The 22,683-nt window shown below is 69.6% G+C and carries 19 protein-coding genes; 6 read left to right on the top strand and 13 right to left on the bottom strand.

Annotated features, from left to right (window positions below; all coding sequences use genetic code 11):
• Positions 1-21: 21 nt before the first annotated feature.
• The gene (locus tag ACIQCY_RS02600) at positions 22-468 is read right to left on the bottom strand and encodes an anthrone oxygenase family protein (RefSeq protein ID WP_400482320.1); all 447 of its coding nucleotides are present in this window, start codon (positions 466-468) and stop codon (positions 22-24) included.
• Positions 469-739: 271 nt separating this feature from the next.
• Here ACIQCY_RS02600 and ACIQCY_RS02595 point away from each other — a divergent pair, with 271 nt between their 5' ends.
• Positions 740-1,273 carry a thymidylate kinase gene (locus ACIQCY_RS02595; protein WP_400482319.1) on the top strand — a complete coding sequence of 178 codons (534 nt, stop codon included), beginning with the start codon at positions 740-742 and terminating at the stop codon, positions 1,271-1,273.
• A gap of 83 nt (positions 1,274-1,356) precedes the next feature.
• Here ACIQCY_RS02595 and ACIQCY_RS02590 read toward each other — a convergent pair whose 3' ends face one another.
• The 6 genes from ACIQCY_RS02590 to ACIQCY_RS02565 form a co-directional block, all read right to left on the bottom strand.
• A complete protein-coding gene (locus tag ACIQCY_RS02590) occupies positions 1,357-2,265 on the bottom strand; it encodes an aldose 1-epimerase family protein (RefSeq protein WP_400482318.1) in 909 nt (302 codons plus the stop codon).
• Entirely contained in the window at positions 2,262-3,773 is a 1,512-nt protein-coding gene (locus tag ACIQCY_RS02585; protein WP_400482317.1) for an alpha-N-arabinofuranosidase, read from the bottom strand. The genes ACIQCY_RS02590 and ACIQCY_RS02585 overlap by 4 nt, the downstream gene beginning before the upstream one ends.
• Before the next feature lie 48 nt (positions 3,774-3,821).
• On the bottom strand, positions 3,822-4,748 hold the full coding sequence (locus ACIQCY_RS02580; protein ID WP_400482316.1) for a carbohydrate ABC transporter permease: 927 nt from the start codon (positions 4,746-4,748) through the stop codon (positions 3,822-3,824).
• A gap of 3 nt (positions 4,749-4,751) precedes the next feature.
• Complete coding sequence (locus ACIQCY_RS02575) at positions 4,752-5,702, bottom strand: carbohydrate ABC transporter permease (protein ID WP_400482315.1); 951 nt, start codon at positions 5,700-5,702, stop codon at positions 4,752-4,754.
• 103 nt (positions 5,703-5,805) lie between these two features.
• Complete coding sequence (locus ACIQCY_RS02570; protein ID WP_400482314.1) at positions 5,806-7,158, bottom strand: ABC transporter substrate-binding protein; 1,353 nt, start codon at positions 7,156-7,158, stop codon at positions 5,806-5,808.
• Between the two features lie 286 nt (positions 7,159-7,444).
• The gene (locus ACIQCY_RS02565) at positions 7,445-8,461 is read right to left on the bottom strand and encodes a LacI family DNA-binding transcriptional regulator (protein ID WP_400482313.1); all 1,017 of its coding nucleotides are present in this window, start codon (positions 8,459-8,461) and stop codon (positions 7,445-7,447) included.
• A gap of 144 nt (positions 8,462-8,605) precedes the next feature.
• Between ACIQCY_RS02565 and ACIQCY_RS02560 the strand changes: the two genes are divergently transcribed.
• Positions 8,606-9,880 carry an FAD-binding protein gene (locus ACIQCY_RS02560; protein WP_400482312.1) on the top strand — a complete coding sequence of 425 codons (1,275 nt, stop codon included), beginning with the start codon at positions 8,606-8,608 and terminating at the stop codon, positions 9,878-9,880.
• A 36-nt stretch (positions 9,881-9,916) separates the two neighbouring features.
• On the opposite strand, the gene ACIQCY_RS02555 is transcribed toward ACIQCY_RS02560, so the two are convergent.
• Complete coding sequence (locus ACIQCY_RS02555) at positions 9,917-10,780, bottom strand: MBL fold metallo-hydrolase (protein ID WP_400482311.1); 864 nt, start codon at positions 10,778-10,780, stop codon at positions 9,917-9,919.
• Positions 10,781-10,876: 96 nt separating this feature from the next.
• Positions 10,877-11,503, bottom strand: a complete 627-nt coding sequence (locus ACIQCY_RS02550; protein ID WP_400482310.1) for a YitT family protein — start codon at positions 11,501-11,503, stop codon at positions 10,877-10,879.
• 62 nt (positions 11,504-11,565) lie between these two features.
• Here ACIQCY_RS02550 and ACIQCY_RS02545 point away from each other — a divergent pair, with 62 nt between their 5' ends.
• Positions 11,566-12,978: a PLP-dependent aminotransferase family protein gene (locus ACIQCY_RS02545; RefSeq protein WP_400482309.1), complete on the top strand. Its 1,413-nt coding sequence runs from the start codon at positions 11,566-11,568 to the stop codon at positions 12,976-12,978.
• A 12-nt stretch (positions 12,979-12,990) separates the two neighbouring features.
• On the opposite strand, the gene ACIQCY_RS02540 is transcribed toward ACIQCY_RS02545, so the two are convergent.
• Positions 12,991-15,528, bottom strand: coding sequence for an ABC transporter (locus tag ACIQCY_RS02540; protein WP_400482435.1), 2,538 nt, complete (start codon positions 15,526-15,528; stop codon positions 12,991-12,993).
• 156 nt (positions 15,529-15,684) lie between these two features.
• On the opposite strand from ACIQCY_RS02540, the gene ACIQCY_RS02535 reads away from it, so the two are divergent.
• Positions 15,685-15,960, top strand: coding sequence for a hypothetical protein (locus ACIQCY_RS02535; protein ID WP_400482308.1), 276 nt, complete (start codon positions 15,685-15,687; stop codon positions 15,958-15,960).
• Positions 15,961-15,975: 15 nt separating this feature from the next.
• Here ACIQCY_RS02535 and ACIQCY_RS02530 read toward each other — a convergent pair whose 3' ends face one another.
• From ACIQCY_RS02530 to pdhA, 3 genes are read right to left on the bottom strand one after another with little or no spacing between them, the layout of a single operon-like run.
• Complete coding sequence (locus tag ACIQCY_RS02530) at positions 15,976-17,403, bottom strand: dihydrolipoamide acetyltransferase family protein (protein ID WP_400482307.1); 1,428 nt, start codon at positions 17,401-17,403, stop codon at positions 15,976-15,978.
• Between the two features lies 1 nt (position 17,404).
• Entirely contained in the window at positions 17,405-18,481 is a 1,077-nt protein-coding gene (locus ACIQCY_RS02525) for an alpha-ketoacid dehydrogenase subunit beta (protein ID WP_400482306.1), read from the bottom strand.
• Positions 18,478-19,659: a pyruvate dehydrogenase (acetyl-transferring) E1 component subunit alpha gene (gene pdhA, locus ACIQCY_RS02520; protein ID WP_400482434.1), complete on the bottom strand. Its 1,182-nt coding sequence runs from the start codon at positions 19,657-19,659 to the stop codon at positions 18,478-18,480. The genes ACIQCY_RS02525 and pdhA overlap by 4 nt, the downstream gene beginning before the upstream one ends.
• Before the next feature lie 240 nt (positions 19,660-19,899).
• On the opposite strand from pdhA, the gene ACIQCY_RS02515 reads away from it, so the two are divergent.
• A complete protein-coding gene (locus tag ACIQCY_RS02515) occupies positions 19,900-20,343 on the top strand; it encodes an Lrp/AsnC family transcriptional regulator (protein ID WP_400482305.1) in 444 nt (147 codons plus the stop codon).
• A 102-nt stretch (positions 20,344-20,445) separates the two neighbouring features.
• A complete protein-coding gene (locus ACIQCY_RS02510; protein ID WP_400482304.1) occupies positions 20,446-22,614 on the top strand; it encodes a heavy metal translocating P-type ATPase in 2,169 nt (722 codons plus the stop codon).
• The last annotated feature ends 69 nt before the right edge of the window (positions 22,615-22,683 follow it).

Genomic DNA, 22,683 nt, shown 5'->3' with positions numbered 1-22,683 from the left:
GCGCGACCACCGGTTGGCACGTCAGACGAGCGAACCCGCCAGCAGCAGGGCGCCGCCCAGCAGGGAGAGGACGGCGCGCAGCCCGTTCAGCCGCGCCCACGGACGCGCGAACGCCGCCCACGCGCCGCCGTCGTCCGCAGCGGCCCGGGCCAGAGCGCTGTTGAGCCGTACGTTGCCCAGGACAGTGACCGCGACACCGGCGAGATAGGCCGCCGCGCCACCGCCGGCCGGGAGGCTCCCCGCGCGTGCGCCCATCACCAGCACGGCGCCACAGAGGACCGCAGTACCGAAGAAGAGGGTCATGAAGGGCGGGCGGACCGCCCAGCGGTTGACGGCGCGCATCACCGCCACCCCGGTCGGCGCATCATGTCCCAACGCCGGCATCACGGTGGCGGCGAAGGCGAAGTAGAAACCCGCGGTCAGGAAGCAGCCTGCAGCAGCGAGGGCACCGACGATCGTGTCTGCCATGCCTGTCCCCTCCTCATCGGTGGCCGGTCCGTCCCCTGCCGCCGACACTACAGTCCGGCGGCGATCGCCGGTGTTCGACGACTCCGGGCTCCGCGCGGACCAGCGGACACACCGGGAACGGCGCCCGCACGGCCCCCGTTGAACACCACGACCACGTTTTCGGAAGGAACACCCCCTGCGCATCCTGCTGACAGGCATCGACGGCTCCGGCAAGAGCACAGCCGCCCTCGGCCTCACCCGCGCCATCACCGAGCGGGGAGGACGTGCCGTCATGCTCAAGACCCCCGCCGGGCGCAGGACCATGGCCGGCTGGTGGGCGGCTCTCGGATGGGCGCCCGGCCCGAGGCTGCAGGACGCCCTGGAGACGGGCACGCGGGTGTTCAACGCGCTCCTGAACGAAGTGCGGCTGCGCCGGCTCGACGGCGTCGTCGTCCTGGATCGCGGACTCGCCTGCCAGCTCGCGCTGCGTGAGGCACGCGGCCTGCCGCGCGGGATCCTCCTGCCCTGGCTGCAGCGGGCCCTTCCCGCTCCCGACGTCGTCGCGCACTTCGAACTCCCCGTCGAGGTCGCCCTGCGGCGCGTCGCCGCACGCGGTACCGATGTGGAGACCCGGTCCGGACTCGCGGCACTGGAATCCGGCTACCGGAAGCTCCCGGACTACGCATCGTTCACGCCCATCGACGCCGACCGCCCCGCCGACGCGATCGTGGAGGACCTGCTCGCCCTCACGTGCGGTGAGACCCTCGCATCCTGCACCCGTCGACCGCCCGGGAGGACAGAAGAGACCGCCGACAGGGCGTTCTGACGGTCACTCCCGTCCGTTCGACGGCCGGAAACGCACAGCAGCCAGCAGCCGGCGTGACGCGCGGCGGATGCCACGCGGAGGAGCTACAGGGCCGAGATCGTCCAGCCGGTCCGGTGCGTCTCCCCCGGCTCGAGGACCACGAGGTCCTCACCGGTGTTGAAGGCATCGGGCGGGCAGGTCATGGGTTCGACGGCGAGGCCGAGCCGCGTGCTCTCGGGTTTCTTCGGCAGGTCGGCCGTGTGGATCTGCACCCAGGGGCAGGTCTCGTCCCACACCATCGCGGCACCCGTCCCGGAGGCCGGATCCGTGACCCGCACCGTCGCCCTGCCGGAATCGTCGCGGGCGAGGTCGGTGAAGGCATGGTCGATCTGGACGTCGCCGAGGGCGTGGGCCGCCCGGAAGTCGAAGGCCGTACCCTCCACGGGTTCCTTGGCGACCGGCAGCAGGCGGTCCGGGGTGACGGCCAGGACGGTCGAGGCGGGGAGCTCGAGCACCCACTCGTCGAGCGGCGACGGACCGGCGACGAGGTACGGATGGGGACAGACGCCGTAGGGCGCCCGCCGAGATCCCGTGTTCAGGGCGGTGACGTCCGTCCGGAAGCCCTCCGCGCCGACACTGAAGCGTGCATGCAGCGCCACCGTGAAGGGGTACGCCGCCGTCGGCTCGATGGTGCATCCCAGCACCACGGCGGACTGCGCGTGCTCCACCAGGGTCCAGGGGATGTCGAACACGAGCCCGTGGAGGGCCGTGCCGCGCTCGGGCTCGTTGATCGGCAGTTCATGGGAGGAGCCGTCGAACGAGTAGCGTCCGTCGGCGATGCGGTTGGGCCACGGAGCGACGAACGCGCCCCTGAAGTTGGGCATCTCCTCGTCGGCTCCGAAGCCGACCACGAGGGGCCGCCCGTCGTGGGTGAGTTCGCGGACGGCGGCTCCGAGACCGAGGACGACGGCCGTGTAGCCGCCGCCCTCGATCCTGTATTCGGGCTGGTTCATGCGAGGGATACGGCCGTCCAGGACACGGGAGGAAGCGTGATGGTGACGGCGCCGCCGTCGAGCTTCGCTGAGGTGTTGGTCTTCATGGTCACGCGCTCGGGCTCCTCGAGGGTGTTCTTGGCATACACGTCCGTATCGTACAGCGACTCGGCGGTCACGGTGCTGAAACCGTTGAGCGCGGCGATGTCGATGGTCACGGTCGTCTCCTCGGTCTGTGAGCGGTTGACGAGGAACACCGCGGTGGCGCCCGTCTCGTCGTCGTGCGTGGCCACGGCGTCCACGAGCGGCACGACGCCGTACTCGCCGGTCTCGTACGTCCCGGCGTCGAGCTTGAGCTCGAGCACCGACCCCTGTGCCAGCTTCGACGTGATGGAGAACGGGAAGAACGTGGTCTGGCGCCAGGCCGGTCCCCCCGGCTCCGTCATGATCGGGGCGATCACGTTGACGAGCTGCGCCAGTGACGCGGACGTGACGCGGTCGGCGTGCTTGAGCAGCGAGATCATCAGGTTGCCGAACACGACGGCGTCGGCCACCGAGTAGCAGTCCTCGAGCAGGCGCGGAGCCACGGGCCAGTTGTCGAGGCCCTCGATCTTGTCGACGTTCTCGAAGCGGCTGATGTACCAGACGTTCCACTCGTCGAAGGAGATGTTGATGGTCTTCGAGCTGCCGCGGACGGCCTTCACGTGGTCCGCGGTGGCGACGACGGATTCGATGAAGTGGTCCATGTCGACGGCGGACGCGAGGAAGGAGCCGAGGTCCCCGTTCTTCTCCTCGTAGTACGCGTGGCAGGAGATGTAGTCCACGACGTCGTACGTGTGCGAGAGCACCACGCGCTCCCACTCGCCGAAGGTCGGCATGTGCGCGCTGGACGAACCGCAGGCCACGAGTTCGATGGAGGGGTCCAGCTGGCGCATCGCCCGAGCCGTGATGGCCGCGAGCTTGCCGTAGTCCTCGGCGGACCGGTGGCCGAGCTGCCACGGGCCGTCCATCTCGTTGCCCAGGCACCAGATCTTGACGTCGAACGGATCGGGGCGGCCGTTGGCCATGCGCTGGTCGGCGAGGGCGGTGCCCTTGGGCAGGTTCGAGTATTCCAGGAGGTCGAGTGCCTCGGACGTCCCCCGCGTGCCGAGGTTCACGGCCAGCATGAGGTCGCTGTCGACCTTCCGCAGCCAGGAGGCGAACTCGTGCATGCCCACCTGGTTGGTCTCGGTGGAGTGCCAGGCGAGGTCGAGGCGCGTGGGGCGCTCCTCGCGCGGTCCCACGCTGTCCTCCCAGCGGAAGCCGGAGACGAAGTTGCCCCCGGGGTAGCGGATGGTCGAGACGCCCATCTCCTTCACGAGCTCGATGACGTCCTGGCGGAAGCCCTCGTCGTCCGCGGTCGCGTGGCTCGGCTCGTAGATGCCGTCGTAGACGTGGCGGCCGAGGTGTTCGACGAAACCGCCGAAGATGTTGCGGTTGATCCGCCCCACCGTGAAGGAGGGGTCGAGTGTGAGGCGTGCGTTCTGCATCGAGCTACTTTCTGTTCAGGGTGGCGTGGGGTCGGGACGGGGTGCGGGCTACTTGAGCGAACCCAGCGACAGCCCGCCCTGCCAGTACTTCTGGAGGGAGAGGAACGCGATGATCAGCGGGATGATCGAGATGAACGCGCCCGTGGTGATGAGGTTCCACAGCGCCTCACCGCCGCTGCCCGCGTTGGAGAGGGCCTGCCAGCCGTTGAGCCCCACCGTGACGGGGAGCAGCAGCGGGTCGCTGAGGACGGCGAGCGGGAGGAAGAAGTTGTTCCAGGTCCCGACGACGGACAGCAGGAGAACGGTCACGATGGCCGGGCGCAGGAGCGGCAGGGCGATCTGGAAGAACGTGCGGATCTCGCCGGCGCCGTCGATCCGTGCTGCGTCGAGGAGTTCGTCCGGGACGGCCTCCTGGGCGAAGACCCGCATGAGGTACACGCCGAACGGGCTCAGCAGCGAGGGCAGGATGACGGCCCAGATGGTGTTGACGAGCCCGACCGAGCTCAGGAGGACGAAGGTCGGGATGACGAGCGCCGTCAGGGGCACCATCACCGCCCCGAGCAGGATGCCGAAGAAGGCCCCCCGTCCGCGGAAGTTGTACTTGGCGAAGCCGTAGCCGGCGAGGACCGCCAGGATGGTGGCGCCGACGCCGCCGGAGATCGCATAGAGGAACGAGTTGCCGAGCCAGCGCCAGTAGATGCCGTCCTGGCGCTCGAACAGGCCCTGCAGGTTGCTGAAGAAGTGGAATTCGTTGTCGAACCAGAGCGGTCCGCCGGATCCGCCGAAGAGTCCCGCGGTGTCCTTGGTGCTCGCGACCGTCAGCCACCAGAGGGGGGTGATGAAGTAGATGACGAGGATCAGCAGGAAGATGTGCGAGCCGATGCGGGGGCCGCCGTTGCGGGCGCGGTTCCGTGCTGCGGAGCCGCGGGCCTTCCGGCCCTCCTGCCGCTGTGGGGTGTCTGTGACGAGTGCCATGGCTTATTTCAGTCCGCTCTGCTTGCGGGTCAGGAAGAGGAAGATGAAGGAGAAGACGAACACGACGATGCCGAGGGCGAAGGAGATGGCGGAGGCATAGTTGAACTGGCTGTAGGAGAAAGCCAGCGTGAACGCATACATGTTCGGTGTGTACGAGACCGGGATGGCTCCCTGCGCCACTCCCCTCAGGACCTGCGGTTCGGTGAAGAACTGGAGGGTGCCGATCAGGGCGAAGATCACCACCATGACCAGGGAGGAGGAGATCATCGGGACCTTGATGCGCAGGGCGATCTGCCGGTCGGAGGCGCCGTCGAGCACGGCCGCCTCGTAGATCCCGGGGTCGATGCCCCTCAGGGCGGCGTAGATGATGATCATGTAGTAGCCGGCCCACTGCCAGGTGACGATGTTCACGAGGCTGCCGAAGATGTTGTCCTGGGCCAGGAACTCGGGTGCAGCCAGTCCGAAGATGCTGAAGATGGAACTGGCCGGGCCGAACCGCGGGCTGTAGAGGAAGCCCCACATCAGGGCGCCGATGACGACGGGGATCGCGTACGGGATGAAGATCATGAGGCGCGAGAACTTCGAGGCCCAGGTGGCCAGGTTGTCGAGGACGAGGGCCGCGACGAGGGCCACGAGCATCTGGGCCGGGATCATGATCAGGGCGAACTTCGCCACCGTGCCGAGGCCCTGGAGGAAGATCGGGTCCGAGAACGCCTTGAGGTAGTTGTCCGCGCCGACGAACTTGTTGCCGGTCGCGAGGGTGCTGGTGAACAGGCTCATCCGGAAGGCGTAGACCAGCGGGAGGATGAGGAACGTCAGGAAGATGAGGGCGAAGGGCGCCACGAACAGCCATCCCCAGCGCTGCTTGCGCCGGTAGTTCCTGTCCGGGCGGTGCTTGACCTGGTGGGGTGCCTCGGCGGGGTGTGACGACGTCGGCGCGGTGGTCGTGGCCATGGTGGTCTTTCCTCGAGCTGTGGGACGGATGTGCGGTGGACGGACTCCACCGGGAGCGGAGGGAAGGTGCCCGCCACGCAGGCGGGCACCTTCCGACGGCGGTCTACTTCAGGGTGAAGCCCTGCTCGGTCGCGTACTTCTCGAGCGACGCCTGGAGGTCGTCGAGCGCCTGGCCGGCCTCCTTCTCGCCCTGGACCATCGCGTAGAGCTGCTCGGTGAGCTGGTCGTAGGCGTAGTTCTGGAACGGGCTGAAGGTCGCGCCCTCGTAGCCTGCGGCAGCGTCGAGGAACACGTCCTTGTTGATCTGCTGTCCGCCGAAGAACTCGTACTCCTTCTCGGCGAACTCCGGGGAGTCGAGGACCGGGGCGTAGGACGGGAAGAGTGCTCCCTTGTCCACGCCGAGGTTCATGCCCTCCTCGTTGCCGAAGATGCCCATGGCGACCTTCGCTGCAAGCTCCTTGTCCTTCGCCTGTTCCGTCACGGCGAAGGTGGAGCCGCCCCAGTTCACCTGGACGGGGTTGGCTGCGTCCCACTGCGGAAGCGGTGCCGCACGCCAGACGGCGGTCGGATCGGCGTCGGACAGTCCCTGCAGGTAGCCCGGGCCCCAGGCCGCGGCGAGGTAGACGGCGTAGGAGCCGTCGACGAGCTTGGTGTTGTAGTCGGCCGTGAAGGCGTCATCGGTGGCGACGAGGCCGTCCTTCACGAGGCCGTCCCAGTACTCGAGGACCTGCTTGGCGCCGTCGTCGTTCACCTTGATGCCGATCTCCTGCGGGTTCGCGGAGTCGTATTCGAACGGGACCGATCCGGCCTGGGCGAAGAGCGCCTGGTTGAAGGCGCGGCCGTTGGTCGGGAAGTCGCCGATGACCGCGCCGCTGCCGGACTCCTTCAGCTTCCGGGCCGCTGCCTCGAACTCCTCCCAGGTGGTCGGCACCTCGATGCCCGCCGCATCGAAGAGGTCCTGGCGGTAGAGCATGCCCATGGGGCCGCCGTCGACCGGGATGGCGTAGACGGCGTCGCCACTGCTCGCGTCCTCCCAGGCGCCCTCGGCGTAGTCCGCCTTGACGTCGTTGGCACCGAACTCGGTGAGGTCCACGAGCGAATCGCGGATCGTGAAGCTGGAGAGGACCTCCGATTCGAGCTGGATGACGTCGGGAGCGCCGGAGCCGGACTCGATCGACGTCGAGAACTTCGTGTACTCGTCGTTGCCCTGGCCCGCGTTGGTCCAGCAGATCTGGACGTCGTCGTTGGCGTTGTTGAACTGGTCGACGACCTCGTTGAACGCTGGGTACCAGGCCCAGACCGTGACCTGGGGTGCCTCCGCGTTGACGATGGTGTTGGTGCAGGACGCCTCTGCCGAGTCGCCTCCGCCGCCGCTTCCGTTTCCTCCGGAGCAGCCGGTCAGTGCTACAGCAGTGGCGGCGACGATGCCTGCCGATGCCAGAAACTTGGCTTTCATATCTCTTGCTTCCTCTCGCGGTGGTACTCCACCGTGGTCCGCCCCGGAGGGCGGCCGGTCCAGGTGCTGCAGGGAGGAGGATCACCGGGGCACAGGTGCTGCGCCCGCTCGAATCTTCCTTGATCCGGGTCCGCTCTCCTGCAGTCCGCCTCGCAATGAGAGGGGTTCCGCAAGTGCCGGTTCCGTCGTTTACATCGTTGTAGGTAAACGATGTAGAAAGAAGCATGCAGAGTGGAGCGGGTCACTGTCAAGCGGCTGGGCGAAAATTTCGGTCGCCGTCCGAGCACTAGCCCGGGAGGGCGGAGGATTCGCGTTCGATGACGCGGAAACGCGCCTCCAACTCGCGCGGTGGGACGTCGCCCTCCCGCGCCGAGATGCGCTCCTGCAGCACACGCACGGCGGTGTCGGCGATCTCGTCCCGGCCAGGATCGATGGTCGAGAGCGTGGGCAGGGAGTACCGGCCCTCGTCGAGATCGTCGAAGCCGATGACGGCGACGTCGTCGGGTATCCGGCGGCCGGCCTCCTGCAGCACGCGCATGGCACCGAGGGCCAGCGTGTCGTTCAGGCCGAACACCGCGTCGAAGTCGACGCCGGACTCGAGCAGTTCCCGCATGGACGTGGCCCCGTTCGAGCGATGCCACAGGGTCGTATAGCCCAGCAGCCTCGGGTCGAACGGCACGCCGGCCTCCTCGAGCGCCTGCCGGTACCCCCGCAGGCGGAGTCCGGCAGAGCCGATCACCTCGCCCTCGTGCGCACCGACGACGGCGATGCGTCGCCGTCCCTTCGACAGCAGGTGCGCCGTCGCGGCCTGCGCGGACTCGACATTGCTCATGGTCACGTGGTCGGTGGGGCCCCCGAAGATCCGCTCGCCGAGGAGCACGAGCGGGAAGTTCACGTTCAGGTGGTGGGCGTCCTCGTTCGACATGCCGAGGGGGCTGAACAACAGTCCGTCGGTCATCTGGAGCCGCGGGCTGGAGAGGATCTCGAGCTCGTGGGCGCGGTCCCCACCGGTCTGCTCGATGAGGACCTTGAGGCCGCGCCGCTCGGCGGCCTTGATGATCGAGTCCGCCAGCTCGGCGAAGTAACTGAGTGAGAGCTCGGGGACCGCGAGCCCGATCACGCCCGTCCTGCCCGAGCGCAGGCTCCGCGCCGAGAGGTTGGGGCTGTAGCCGAGTTCGGAGATGGCCTCCATGACGCGCTGCTTGGTGTCCGCGCGGATGTGCTGGTAGTCGTTGATGACATTCGAGACGGTCTTGATCGAGACGCCGGCCGCCAGCGCAACATCCTTCAGTGTCGCAGCCATTCCGCTCCCTCGATCCAGCCGTGATGCCCGATACCTCACGCGTGAGGCGAGTCTACAACGTTGTAGGATGGGCGGGCACCCTGTGCGGGCGTGGTACGGCAGCAACTATCCCATCGTCGCGATACCGGTTAGACAAGGACCACCATGATCGAGGAACAGGTACGGGACAGGCTCAACTGGGCGGGCAATTACGAGTACCGCGCCCGGACGATGGAGCACCCCACCTCTCTCGCGGACCTGCAGCGCGCCGTGGCCGGAGCCACGCGCGTCAGTCCGCTCGGCTCGCGCCACTCCTTCAACGACATCGCCGACACCCCGGGGACCCTGGTGTCCCTCGACGTGCTCGATCCCGGCGTCGAGATCGACGAGGCCGCGCTCACGGTGACGGTCGGCGCCGGTGTCCGATACGGCATCCTCGCCCAGCACCTCCAGCGCCGCGGCTTCGCCCTCCATAACCTGGCGTCCCTCCCCCACATCTCGATCGGCGGGGCCATCGCCACCGCCACCCACGGCTCGGGGAACGCGAACGGCAACCTCGCCACCGCCGTCGTCGGCTTGGAACTCGTCACGGCCTCCGGTGACGTCCTGACCGTGGCGAAGGGGGACGAGGACTTCGACGGCATGGTGGTGGGACTCGGCGCACTCGGCGTCGTACACCGCGTGACCCTGCGCATCGAGCCCTCCTTCGACGTGCGCCAGGACGTGTTCACCGATGTGCCGTGGGACGCGGTGCTCGCGGACTACGACGCCGCCACCTCCGCCGCCTACAGCGTCAGCCTCTTCACCGACTGGTCCGGCGACAGCATCGGACAGGCCTGGCTCAAGAGCCGCATCGACAGCCCCACCGCCGCACCGGGCGAGTTCTACGGCGGAACACCCGCCGACCGCGCCTACCACCCGGTGCCGGGCGTGGCCGCGGACCACTGCACGCAGCAGCTCGGCGTGCCGGGGCCGTGGTCGGACCGCCTCGCGCACTTCCGCCTCGCCTTCACCCCCAGCAATGGGGAGGAACTGCAGACCGAGTACCTCGTGGGCCGCGAGCACGCCGTCGAAGCCATCGAGGCGATGCGCGCCCTCGCGCCGCGGATCACCCCCCTGCTGCAGGTCTCCGAGGTGCGTTCCATGGCTGCCGACGAGCTCTGGCTCAGCAGCAACTACCAGCGCCCCGGCATCGGCCTGCACTTCACCTGGAAGCCGCTGCAGCAGGAGGTCGAGGCGCTCCTGCCCGAACTCGAAGCGGCCCTCCTGCCCCTGGGCGCACGGCCGCACTGGGGCAAGGTGTTCATGGCGGACGCCGCGCAGCTCGCGCCGCTCTACCCCCGCTTCGAGGACTTCCGGGCACTGGCCGGGCGCATGGATCCCGAGGGCAAGTTCCGCAACGCCTTCCTCGAGCGCACGGTCTTCGGCGCGTCGGCCTAGCCGAAAGAGGGCACACGCCGAGCGGGGCGAGCCGTGCTAGTGCTTGCGCGTGAGCCACTTCCAGTGCGCGAGGGTGCGCAGCCGGATCAGGAGGACCCTCGACTGCTCGGGACCGTACGGCAGGATGGGAATGGCCTTCGTCATGTCGAGCGACGCCTCGTCCATGGCGAGCCGCGTCACGCGGATGGCGCTGCGCATCTTGTTCATCTGCGTGATGACCTCGGCCACTGCCACGGGCTCCCCGTGACCCGGCACGAACACCTCGTAGAGGTCCTCGAGCGCCACCATCTTGCCGAGCGTCCGCACCCAGTCGGCGGGGAACGAATCCTCGAACGCGGGATCGGCCCCCTCTTCCACCACGTCGCCCGTGAACAGGACGTTGCCCACACCCACCAGGAGGTCGTGGTCGGTGTGGCCCTGGCCGAGGTGGAACAGCGTGACGGACTGCTCCCCGAGGTCGAGATCCACGGGCTTGCCCTCGACGAGCCGGGTGGCCGGGAAAATGTTCGTGGAACTGCCGTCGCCCGCGCCCATGGCCGGCTCCACGGCGGCGACCAGCGCACGCTGCGACTCGCCGGTCTCGGCCTGCACCTCCCTGCACCGCGACGTCGCCCAGAACTCCTCCACACCCTGCCCGGCGAAGTAGTCGTTACCGAAGAAGTGGTCTGCGTGGGCGTGCGTGTTCACGACGATCAGCGGAAGGGCGGTGACGTCCCGCACATGGGAGTACACCTCTGCGGCACCGAGGGGCCCGGGGCCGGTGTCGACGACGAGGGCGCGTTCGGTCCCGACGATCAGCCCGACGTTCATCCGGAAGCCGGCGGTGCGCAGCACGTAGATGCCCTGTCCGAGCTCACGCCACGGGCTGTGGGTCTCGGCACTGGGGACGTCGGTCGTCATGGGGTCCTCTCGATGGCGGGACTTCCAGTCTAGGTGCGCATCCGCAGGACGCCGCGGCGCCCGCTCCGGCGTGACCAGGAGCCCGCGATGGCGTGGTCAGGAGCCCGCCGCGACGGCGTCCGGCACCGCCCGGGGACGCTCGGGAACGAGGAACACGGGCAGCGAGAGGTTGATCATCGGCCCGATGAGGAGCGCGAACGCCACGGTCCCGAGGCCGACCGATCCCCCGAGCAGCCAGCCGAGCAGCAGTACTGTTCCCTCGATGGCCGTGCGCACGAGCCAGATCGGCAGCCCGAAGCGGCTGTGGAGGCCGGTCATCAGGCCGTCGCGGGGGCCCGGACCGAAGCGTGCGCCGATGTACAGTCCGCTCGCCACGGCCAGGAGGACGAGTCCCCCCGTGAACAGGAGCACTCGCGCCCAGAGCTGGGTCGGCTCGCCCAGGATGGCGAGCCCCACCTCGGCGCTCGGTCCCACGAACAGCACGTTGAGGACCGTACCGACGCCGGGGCGCTGGCGTAGCGGGATCCAGAGGAGCAGGACGATCCCGCCGATGATGTTGGTCATGAACCCGAACGGGATGCCCGTCTGCAGGGAGCCGCCCTGGCTGAGCACGTCCCACGGCGAGACCCCGAGGGTCGCCCTGATCATCATCGCGAGCGACAGTCCGTAGAGGAAGATGCCGATGATGAGCTGCAGGCCGCGGCGGGCACCAAGAAACGTCATGCTCCCAGTAGAGCCGCTGATTGGCCTTACATCAAGATGCCAATTGTGGCATCGTGGCCTCCATGATGATCCTCACCGCCCGCCGTCTCGCGACCGATCTCGGCGCCTGGCGCTCCGCGGGGCCCGCCTACGGTGCCCTCGCGGACCGCATCCGGCTGCTCGCCCTCGACGGACGGATTCCCCTGGGGGCCCGCCTGCCGGCCGAGCGGGAGCTCGCGGCACAGCTCGCCGTCAGCCGGACCACGGTGGCCGCGGCCTACACCCGCCTGCGGACGGCCGGCTATCTCGAGAGCACGCGGGGCTCGGGCAGCGTCGTCGCCATGCCCGGACGCGGTGCGCCGGGGCACGACGTCGGCGGCGACGGCGTCGTCCTGGATCTCAGCAAGGCCGCACTCCCCGCCGCCCCACAGGTGGGCGAGGCAGCGGCCCGGGCAGCGAGCGAACTCCCGGCCTACCTCAACGGCAACGGCTACGATCCGCTCGGCCTCCCGCGACTGCGGCAGGCCCTCGCGGACCGGTACTCGGCGCGCGGCGTGCCCACGGCTCCCGGGCAGATCATGGTCACGCTCGGCGCCCAGCACGCCATCTCGCTGCTCGCACGGACCCTCCTCGGCCGCCAGGACACCGCCCTCGTCGAGGCCCCCAGCTACCCGCACGCCTACGAGGCCCTCCGCTCGGCCGGGCGCCGCCTCGTCCCCGTCTCGGTGGATGCGCGCCGCGGCTGGGACGACGACGGCCTGGAGCAGGCGTTCCGCCGGGCGCGCCCGGCGTTGGCCTATGTCATGCCGGACTTCCACAACCCCACCGGCGCGGTGATGCCCGCCGGGCAGCGCGAACGCCTGATGGCCGCGGCCGGGCGCCAGGACACCCTGGTCATCGCCGACGAGACGATGGCGGAGCTGCGCATCGACGGCGTCGCCGAGCTCCCCCTGGCCGCGTACGGGCCGGCCGTGCTCATCGGCTCCATGGGCAAGACCGTCTGGGGCGGGCTGCGCATCGGCTGGATCCGTGCGGACGAGGCCCTGGTCCACCGCCTCGTCCAGTCGCGGTATGCGCAGGACCTGGGGACACCGATCCTCGAACAACTCATAGCGCTGGAGATGCTCGGGAACTACGACGAGCTCCTGCGGTTCCGGGCGAAGCAACTGGCCGAAGGCCGCCGCACCCTCGAAACCCTCCTCGGAGAGGCGCTGCCGGAGTGGGAGGTACCGCGCGTGTCCGGCGGGCTCTGCACCTGGGCGGACCTCGGTGCGCCGGTGAGCTCCCAACTGGCGCTCGCCGCCCGCGACCGCGGCCTGCTGCTCGGCGCCGGCCCCCGCTTCGGTATCGGCGGGGTGTTCGAGAGCTTCCTGCGGGTCCCCTTCAGCTACGCCCCCGAGGACACGCGGCGGGCCGTGGGCATCCTCGCCTCGGCCTGGCGGTCGCTGGACGCGGGGGCACCCCTGCGGGACGACTTCGCGCCGGCACTCGTGTAGGTGCGTTGCACCTCAACTGCTTCGGGCCGGATGCCGGCGATCGAGGTGCGCTGCGAGGTACGGGGCCGTGACGCTCACCTCCGGCGCGAGCGCGGCGACCTGGCGAGGAGTGCCTGCGGCCACGATCCGTCCGCCGTCGGAGCCACCCCCGGGCCCGAGGTCGATCACCCAGTCCGCCGCCGCCACCACGGCCATGGTGTGCTCGACGACGACCACCGTGTGGCCCGCGCCCACGAGCCTGCGCAGCTGCGCGAGGAGCAGGACGACGTCGGCCGGATGCAGCCCGGTGGTCGGCTCGTCCAGCAGGTAGAGGGTGTGTCCGCGCCGGGCACGCTGCAGTTCGGTGGCGAGCTTGATGCGCTGCGCCTCCCCGCCGGACAGCTCGGTGGCCGGCTGGCCCAGCCGCAGGTAGCCCAGCCCGACCTCCCGGAGCGTGGCGAGGGAGCGGGCCGCGGACGGGATGTCGGCGAGGAACACGGCGGCGTCGTCGACCGTCATCGCGAGGACGTCCGCGATGGTGCGCCCCCTGAGCGTCACCGAGAGGGTGTCCTCGTTGTAGCGCGCTCCGTGGCACACGGGGCAGGGTCCGTAGCTCCCGGGCAGGAACAGGAGTTCGACCGAGACGAATCCCTCGCCCTGGCAGGTCTCGCATCGGCCGCCCTGCACGTTGAAGGAGAACCGCCCGGCACCGAAGCCCTTCGATCGGGCGGCGCCGGTCGCGGCGAAGGCCTTCCGAACGGCGTCGAAGAGCCCGGTGTAGGTGGCGAGGTTGGAGCGCGGGGTGCGGCCGATGGGCTTCTGGTCGACCCGGACGAGGCGGTCGATGCATTCCAGGCCGGTGATTTCCGCGACGACGGTGTTGCCCGCCTCGGCGTCGTCCGCCCCCGGCTCCGCATCCACCGGGGTGTCGTTGCGCACGTGCTGCCCGACAGCCTCGGCGAGGACGGTGCTCACCAGGGTCGACTTGCCTGACCCCGACACCCCCGTCACCGCGGTGAGCACACCCACCGGGACGTCGGCGTCCAATCCGTCCAGGTTGTGCCGCCGGATGCCCCTGAGCCGCAGCCAGCCCGCCGGCTCGAGGACCGCCCCCTCCACCGGCGCGGGTGCGGCCTCCGGCGACAGGAACGGAGCCGTGACGGATCCACGGACCTGCGCGAGGCCGTCGACGGGGCCGCTGTAGACGATCGTGCCTCCGCCCTCCCCGGCGCGCGGCCCGACGTCGACGATCCAGTCCGACCGCCGGACGACGTCCATGTTGTGCTCGACGACGAAGACGCTGTTCCCGCCGTCCTTCAGTGCTTCCAGGACGGCCAGGAGCGGCTCGACGTCGGCGGGATGCAGCCCCGCGGACGGCTCGTCCAGGACGTAGACGACGCCGAACAGCCCCGACCGGAGTTGCGTGGCGATCCGCAGCCGCTGCATCTCGCCCGGCGAGAGCGTGGGCGTCCCGCGGTTCAGGCTCAGGTACCCCAGGCCGAGGTCCACGAGGGTCCGGACCCGCTGGATCAGGTCCCTGCTGATGGTCGCGGACACTTCCGTCCCCTCGCCCGAGGAGGCCGATCGGAGCGCCGCCGCGGGCCGCTCGAGGGCGGCCGCAGGCTCGAGGTGGGCCACGAGGCCGGCCAGGGGCAGGAGGTTGACCTCCGCGATGGAGAGTCCGCCGAACGTCACCGCGAGCGCCTCCGGCCGCAGTCCGCTGCCACCGCAGGCCCCGCACGGGCCGGACTCCAGAAAGGGCAGCACGCGATCGCGCATCTGCTGGCTCTTGGAATCATGCAGCGTGTGCAGCACATAGCTCTTGGCGCTCCAGAAACGCCCCTTGTACGGCTTGGCCACGCGATCGCGCTGCGGCACGACCTCGACGACGGGCTGTTCCTCGGTGAACAGGAGCCAGGTCCGTGCCTCCTCGGACAGCTCCCGCCAGGGGACGTCGATGTCGTAGCCGAGCTCGCCGACGACGTCCCGGAGGTTCTTGCCCTGCCAGGCGCCGGGCCAGGCTGCGATCGCACCCTCGCGGATGGTCAGGGACGGGTCCGGGACGAGCGTCTGCTCCGTGACGTCCCGTGCGATCCCGAGGCCGTGGCATCGGGGGCAGGCACCCGCGGCGGTATTGGGCGAGAAGGCATCCGATTCCAGCCTGCCCGCGGCACCCTCCGGATAGGTCCCGGCGCGGGAGTAGAGCATGCGGAGGGAATTGGAGAGCGTGGTGAGCGTTCCCACCGTGGAGCGCACGCTCGGCGTGCCTCGTCGCTGCTGCAGGGCGACTGCGGGAGGCAGCCCGGTGATCGACTGGACCTGCGGATTATGGCCCTGCTGGATGAGCCGGCGCGCATACGGTGCCACGGATTCGAGGTAACGGCGCTGGGCTTCCGCGTAGATGGTGCCGAAGGCGAGGGAGGACTTGCCGGACCCCGAGACGCCGGTGAAGGCGACGACCGCGTCCCGCGGGCAGTCGACGTCGACGCCGCGCAGGTTGTTCTCGCCGGCGCCCCGCACGCGGACGAATCCGTCCCGGGTACTCGTCGCATCGGCAGGGGCGTCGTTCATCAGCTCGGTCACCAACCCACCCTACGGTCGCCCGGGGCACTCCGAGGTACGGCCGCCGGCGTCGCTGATCATAGGCCGCAGGTCATGCGAGTGGAAGGCATGCACCGGAGCGATCGCGCGGTCGACCCGGGCAGTGCGCCTTCCTAGGGTGGAGTGATGGCTGACATCAATGAAGAGTTCCCCACACTGGACGACCTCAACCCCGACAACGACGCCCTGCCGCGGCCCTCACGCCAGACGCACGGCAAGGCCGACGACCACGTGGACGACGACGCCCTCGCCCTCGCCACCGAGCGCGAAGAGGTGGCGCTCGGGCTCAAGGACTACGTCCCGGAGGACGTTCCCCCTGCCACGGACCCGCTTCCCGAGGAGTCGTCCGCCGAAGCCGACCTGGCCCAGCGCGGACTGCTGCGGGACCCCGACGACAGCTGACGATTCCCGCTCGCGCTACAGGTCGGCGAGCATCCCGCCCGGGTTCTCCATCGCATCTGCGACGAACCGCAGGAACCCTCCGGCGGTACCGCCGTCGCAGACGCGGTGGTCGAACGCGAGTGTCAGCTCGGTCACCTTCCGGACCGCGAGCTGCCCGTCGAGGACCCACGGGCGGTCCATGAGGCGGCCCATCCCGAGGATGGCGGACTCCGGATGGTTGATGATCGCCGCGCTGCCGTCGATGCCGAAGACTCCGTAGTTGTTGAGGGTGAAAGTGCCGGAGGAGAGGTCCGACGGCGTGGCCTTCCCCTCCCGTGCCAGCGCTGCGAGGCGGCGGATCTCGGCGTCGAGCTCACGCGCCGACAGGATGTCCGCACGCCGCACGCTCGGCACCACGAGGCCCCTGTCGGTCTGCGCGGCGATGCCGAGGTTGACGCCCTCGACCCGCACGAGCTCCTGGGTGCCGTCGTCGCCCGTCACGATCCTGCTGTTCAGTTCCGGGTAGCGGGCGAGGCCGGCGACGACGAAGCGTGCCACGAACGCCAGGATCCCGGGCACGGCGTCGGGGGTGCGGCGCTTGATGCCGTCCCGCAGCTCGACGAGGGCCGTCACGTCGACGTCCACCCAGACCGTCGCCTCCGGGATCTCGCGCCGGCTGCGGGTCATGGCGTCCGCGATCGTCCGGCGGACCCCGCGCAGCGGCGTCCGCTCGAGCACCGTGAGTCCGGAGCGGGTGTCACGCGGTCCGGCGGCCGCCGGAGCCTCGGACGGCACCGCTGCCGGCGGCATGGCCTCCACCGGCGCCTGGAAACGGGCCGCGACGGCCTGCTCGACATCGCGGCGCAGGATGAGGCCCTTCTCCCCCGAGCCGCTGAGGGCGTCGAGGCGCAGGCCGTGCTCCCGCGCGAGCTTGCGGACCAGCGGGGAGACGCAGAGGGGCGCCATCCGGTCCGCCGCCGCGACGGAAGGCGGCCCTGGCTCCGCGGGAGCCGGCGTCACCGCGGGAACGGCCGCGGTGCTTCTCGGCGCTGTCCCCTTCCGCGGGCGCGTCCGCCCGCCGGTCAGGCCGCCGGGGGTGCCGTACCCGATCAGCACATTGCCCGAACCCTCGCCGGCCACGGGAGCACTGTCGTTCCCTCGTGGTGCCGACGTCGGCGCGGCGGTCGGCGGCGTCTCGAAGCCCTCCGGTCGGACCGACAGGAACGGCGCCCCGACGTCGAGCACCTCCCCCGGCCGGCCGTGCAGGACGGCGACGGTGCCGGCGAAGGGCGACGGCACCTCGACCACGGACTTGGCGGTCTCCACCTCGGCGACGGGCTGGTCGACGGTGACGGTGTCCCCCTCGGCCACGAGCCAGGACACCAGTTCGGCCTCGGTCAGGCCCTCCCCGAGATCGGGGAGGGCGAAGACCAGGAGCTTCGGCGTGACGGGCGGTGCGCTCATGTCAGTCCTCCCACTGCAGATTGTCCACCGCGTCGAGGATGCGGTCCACGCTCGGCAGGTAGAAGTGCTCCAGCTTGGGCGACGGATACGGGATGTCGAAGCCGGTGACGCGGAGCACCGGGGCGGCGAGGGAGTGGAAGCAGCGCTCCTGCACGCGTGCCACGATCTCGGAGGCCACCGAGGCGAAGCCCGGAGCCTCGGCCACGACGACGGCGCGGCCCGTCCGTCGGACGCTCTCGCACACGGTCTCGTCGTCGAACGGGACGATGGAGCGGAGGTCGATGACCTCGATCGATCGGCCCTCCTCGGCGGCCGCGGCGGCTGCGGCGAGCGCCGTGGGGACGGAGGGGCCGTAGCTGATGAGGGTCACATCGGCGCCCGGGCGGGCGACGACCGCGCGGCCGATCCGCCGCGGGGCCTGCCCCTCGTCGAAGGTCCTGCGGAGCTCTGCGAGATCGACCTCCTCCTTGGACCAGTACAGCTTCTTCGGCTCGAGGAACACCACCGGATCCGGCGACGCGATCGCCTCGCGGAGCATGAAGTAGGCGTCGCGGACGGTCGCGGGGGCCAGCACCGTGAGGCCCGGCGTATGGGCGTAGTAGGCCTCGGACGAGTCGCAGTGGTGCTCGACACCGCCGATACCGCCGGCGTACGGGATGCGGATGACGATCGGCAGGCGTACCTTTCCCCGCGTACGGTTCGGCATCTTCGCCACATGGCTGACCACCTGCTCGAAGGCGGGGTAGGCGAAGGCGTCGAACTGCATCTCGACCACCGGCTTCATGCCGTTCATCGCCATGCCCACCGCCATGCCCATGATGCCGGCCTCCGCGAGCGGTGTGTCGAAGCAGCGCTCCTCGCCGAAACGGGCTGTCAGGCCGTCGGTGATGCGGAAGACCCCACCGAGGACGCCGACGTCCTCGCCGAACATCAGGACGGCGGCATCGGCCTCCATCGCGTCCGCGAGCGCGGCATTGAGCGCCTTCGCGAAGGTCGACGTCGCCCCGGGCGCCGGTGGGCCGACGGCCTCGGGGCGGGGCGCGGCCTCCGGCGCTCGCGTCTCCGTGGTCTGCGTCATCGATTCTCCCCCTCCGGCCGGTCCTGGGCGCCGTCGTCCTCTGCGTCGACTCCGGGGTCCGCTTCCGCGTCCCGCGCCAGTTCCTCGCGCAGTTGCTCCGCCTGTTCGCGCAGCTGCGACGTCTTCTCCGTGTACACGTACTCGAAAAGCTCTGCCGGGTTCACCTCGACCTCCGTGTTCAGTCCCCTGCGGATGGTTGCGGCGATCGCGTCCGCCGCGCCGGCAAGCGCCCGCTCGCCCTCCTCGTCCAGCAGGTGCAGCGCCCGCAGGTACGTGCGCATCCGGACGATCGGGTCCCTCGGCACCCAGCGCTCCACGTCGTCGGCCGAGCGGTAGCGCGTGGCGTCGTCGGCGTTGGTGTGCGCCTGCATGCGGTAGGTGTGGGCCTCGATGAGCGAGGGTCCCCCGCCGTCACGGGCCCTGTCCACGGCTGCGCCGAGCACTGCGAGGAGGGCCGCGAGGTCGTTGCCGTCCACGCGCTCCCCGGGCATCCCGTAGCCGATCGCCTTGTGGGCGAGCGACGGAGCCACCGACTGGTTCTTGAGCGGCACGGAGATGGCGAAACCGTTGTTCTGGATGAAGAAGACCACGGGTACGTGGAAGACGGCGGCGAAGTTCAACGCTTCATGGAAGTCGCCCTCGCTGGTCGCCCCGTCACCGCACATGGCCAGGACCACGGTGGATTCCCCGCGAAGCTTCGCGGCGTGGGCGACACCGACGGCGTGGAGGAGTTGGGTGGCGAGCGGCGTTGCCTGGGTGGCCACGCGGTGCTGGTGCGGGTCGTAGCCGCCGTGCCAGTCGCCGCGCAGCAGGGTGAGGACCTCGAGCGGATCGACGCCGCGCGTGATGACCGCCACGGTGTCGCGGTAGGTGGGGAAGAGCCAGTCCTCGTCCCCGAGCACGACGGCGGCGGCCACCTGGCAGGCCTCCTGGCCGTGGGAGGAGGGGTAGACCGCCATGCGTCCCTGCCGGACGAGCGCGTTCGCCTGGTCGTTGATGCGCCGACCCGCCACGAGCTGCCCGTAGGCCCCCAGCAGTTGCGCGCCGTCGGGAAGGGGATACCGGTCGTCGTGGGTGTGCTGCCCGTCCGGGCCCACCAGTTGAACGGGCTCCGCCGAAGGAAGCAGGGCGCTGTCCGCCGTCGGTTGCGCACCGCCGTCGGGCGCTCCCCCCATCATGCTTCCGCGGCCGCCGTTGGTTGCCGTACTCATGTGCGCCTCCATCACCGGCCGCTCACGCGGCGTCCCCTCGAGGCGCCGGGCGGTAGCTCCGGCGCTGGATGCTGTGGAGTCCAGTATGGTCAGCAGGCTCTGTTTGTAACCACGGAGTAGGGAAAGTGTGGATCATCGCGATTTCCGAGGGGTATTCTGTGGACGAATCGGCAGTGTGAGCTGCATTACGCGAAGGAGCGTGGACACGTGGTGGATGGAGTTCTCGACGACGTCGATCGGAAGATCCTCGCCGAGCTGACACGGGATGGGCGGCAGTCCGTCACGTCCGTAGCGGAACGCGTCCATATCTCCCGCGCCCATGCCTACTCCCGGATCGCCAAGCTGACCGAGGACGGCGTCCTGACGCGGTTCACAGCGATCATCGACCCCACCAAGGCCGGGCTCCGATCCTCCGCCTACGTCACGCTCAAGGTGCGGCAGCATTCCTGGCGTGAGCTCCGGGACCGCCTCCGGCACGTCCCGGAGATCCACCACATCGCGCTCGTCGGCGGGGACTTCGACGTCATCCTCCTGGTGCGGGCCGAGGACAACGTGGGGCTGAGGCGCGTCATCTTCGATCAGCTGCAGTCGATGCCCGGAGTGCTGGATACGCAGACCTTCCTCGTCTTCGAGGACCTCGACACACGGTGAACCCCGGTGGACGGCATCGGTCGGTGAGGCGGGGTGCCGGCGGGCCGATCACGTCGGAGCAGAGCCCTACCGCTATACCCCCTAGGGGTATATGATGAAGCCATGGAACCGACACAGCAGCACTTCCACGGCCAGGGGCGTGCGCCCGGCATCGATGCCGGACACCACCGCATCGAGGATCACGGAGCCCTGAAGTCCCACGATCCGCCCGGACCCGATCGTGGCCACGGCGGTCACGGCGGCCATGATGGCCACGGCGATCATGTGGGCCAGTTCCGGCGCCTGTTCTGGATCATGCTCGTCCTGGCCATACCGGTGGTTCTCCTCAGCAGTATGTTCGCGATGATCCTGGGCTACAGCCTGCCGGAAATCCCCCTTGTCGCCTGGGCCTCCCCGGTGCTGGGAACGGTCATGTATGTCTGGGGCGGCAAACCGTTCCTCACGGGGGCCGTGAGCGAGCTCAGGAGCCGCAAGCCCGGCATGATGCTCCTGATCGCCCTGGCCATCACGGTCGCTTTCGTCGCCTCCTGGGGTGCGAACCTCGGGCTTCTGCACCACGCGCTGGACTTCTGGTGGGAACTGGCCCTGCTGATCGTCATCATGTTGCTCGGGCACTGGATCGAGATGCGGTCCCTCGCGCAGACGTCGTCGGCCCTCGAGTCGCTGGCTGCCCTGCTGCCCGATGAAGCCGAGAGGATCGACGGCGACCAGATCATCACGGTCACCCCGTCCGAGCTGACACTCGGGGACCTGGTCATGGTCCGGCCCGGCGGCAGGGTCCCGGCCGATGGGCGGGTCCTTGCGGGGACCGCCGACGTCGACGAGTCGATGATCACCGGCGAATCCCGGCCGGTACGCCGCGGGCCCGGCGATCCCGTCGTCGCAGGAACCGTCGCCACCGACACCGCTCTGCGGATCGAGATCACCGCGGTGGGAGAGGACACGGCGCTGGCCGGCATCCAGAGGCTGGTCGCCGAAGCACAAGGCTCCTCCTCGCGGGCCCAGCGGATAGCCGACACGGCAGCAGGCTGGCTCTTCTGGTTCGCCCTCATCGCTGCGGCCATCACCGGCGTGACGTGGACCCTGCTGGGGTTCCCGGATGACGCCGTGATCCGCACCGTCACCGTTCTGGTCATTGCCTGCCCTCATGCCCTGGGGCTGGCCATTCCACTGGTGGTCTCGATCGCCACGGAGCGGGCCGCGCGCGGCGGCGTCCTCGTCAAGGACCGGCTGGCACTGGAGAGCATGCGCACCGTCGATGCCGTGCTGTTCGACAAGACCGGCACCCTCACCAAGGGCCAGCCGGTCGTCAGCCACATCGCATCCGTGGCCGGGCACACCGAACACGCTGTCCTCGGCCTGGCCGCCGCAGCCGAGATGGACAGTGAGCACCCCCTCGCCAAGGCAATAGTCGCCGCAGCTCGGCAGCGCGACCTCCCCATCCCGCGCGCGACAGATTTCCGGTCATCGACCGCAGTGGGAGTCAGCGCAACCATCGACGGGCGCACCATCAGCGTGGGCGGTCCCGGGATGCTCCGTCAGCACGCACGGACACCACTGCCCGAAACCGAAGCATGGAAGCACCACGGGGCCATCATCCTGCATGTCATCAGCGACGGTGGAGTCATCGGCGCCGTGGGTCTGGCCGACGAGGTCCGGCCGGAATCACAGCAGGCCGTCGACGCGCTGCACGCCCTCGGCATCGAGGTGGTCATGATCACCGGTGACGCCGAAGCGGTAGCCTCCTCGGTGGGAGCCGAGCTGGGGATCGACCGGGTCTTCGCCGGCGTCCTTCCCGAGAACAAGGCGGAGAAGGTTGCCGCACTGCAGAAGGAAGGCCGGAAGGTCGCGATGGTCGGCGACGGCGTCAACGACGCCCCTGCCCTCGCACAGGCCGACGTCGGCATCGCCATCGGCGCCGGCACGGACGTCGCCATCGCCTCCGCCGGCGTCATCCTCGCCAGCGATGATCCGCGTTCGGTGCTGTCGGTCATCGAGTTGTCCCGGGCGAGTTACCGCAAGATGAAGCAGAACCTGTGGTGGGCGGCGGGCTACAACCTGATCTCCGTCCCGCTGGCGGCGGGGGTCCTCGCGCCCGTCGGATTCGTCCTGCCCATGGCTCTTGGCGCGGTCCTGATGTCCGTGTCCACGATCGTCGTCGCGCTCAACGCGCAACTACTGCGACGACTGGACCTCAGGCCTCACCACAGTGTCCACACGGGGCAGAAGGAATCCTCCGCCCGAGACCTTGATGCCGCCGTGCGGGCCTGAACTGCGTCGATACACCGAAGCAGCACGTCGCAGGTGACGCCACAGACAGGACCCGCCCAGGCCTCTGGC

The organism is Arthrobacter sp. NPDC092385, assembly GCF_044755105.1.
Lineage (GTDB): Bacteria > Actinomycetota > Actinomycetes > Actinomycetales > Micrococcaceae > Arthrobacter_D.
This window is presented reverse-complemented; position numbering and strand designations above follow the sequence as displayed.